Source organism: Natronorubrum halalkaliphilum (assembly GCF_009834785.1).
In the GTDB taxonomy this organism is placed as follows: domain Archaea; phylum Halobacteriota; class Halobacteria; order Halobacteriales; family Natrialbaceae; genus Natronorubrum; species Natronorubrum halalkaliphilum.
This window is the reverse complement of sequence record NZ_WUYX01000066.1, coordinates 1-506: the sequence shown is the minus strand read 5'-3', so window position 1 is coordinate 506 and position 506 is coordinate 1. Positions and strand designations below refer to the sequence as shown.

Annotated in this window: 1 protein-coding gene; it reads right to left on the bottom strand. The window is 56.3% G+C overall.

Annotated features, from left to right (window positions below):
* Positions 1–506, bottom strand: a 506-nt coding sequence (locus tag GS429_RS22280; RefSeq protein ID WP_235920852.1) for an IS4 family transposase, incomplete at both ends; no start/stop codon positions are given.

Below are 506 nucleotides of genomic sequence, written 5' to 3'. Positions count from 1 at the left end.
TCTCGAACTTCTCCAGCCCGTACCGTGACTTCAATTCTCGGAACAGTAACTCAACCTTCCATCGCAGGCTGTACAGCGCTGCTACTTGCTCAGGAGTGAACTCATCTGGGAGGTTCGTCACGTAGAGGTGGTAGTCGTCGGTGTCCTCGTTGCGGACACCGACGACACGAAACTCAGAGGTGGCTGATGATCGCCTCCCAGCGTACTTCCGGCGCTTGAACTCGAACTCACCGGTTACGTCGATCTGCTTCCGCGTGAGCTTTGAGAGCTTGTCTTGGAGATGGGTTCCAGTCAAGGAAATGGCGCGCCCGCGCCATTTCCGTCGTTCGCCGACAATTCGTGGATTAGCGTTCGTCTTCAACCGGCTCACCAAGTAGCCGTCGTTTTCGTCAATCAACGCGAACCGTCGGTAGCTGTAGAACCCGAGATCGAACAGAAACAGCCGCCCACGCAGCCAGTTCCCTGTGCGGAACTGGCTGCTTTCATGGGTTCGTTCGTCAGTGAGC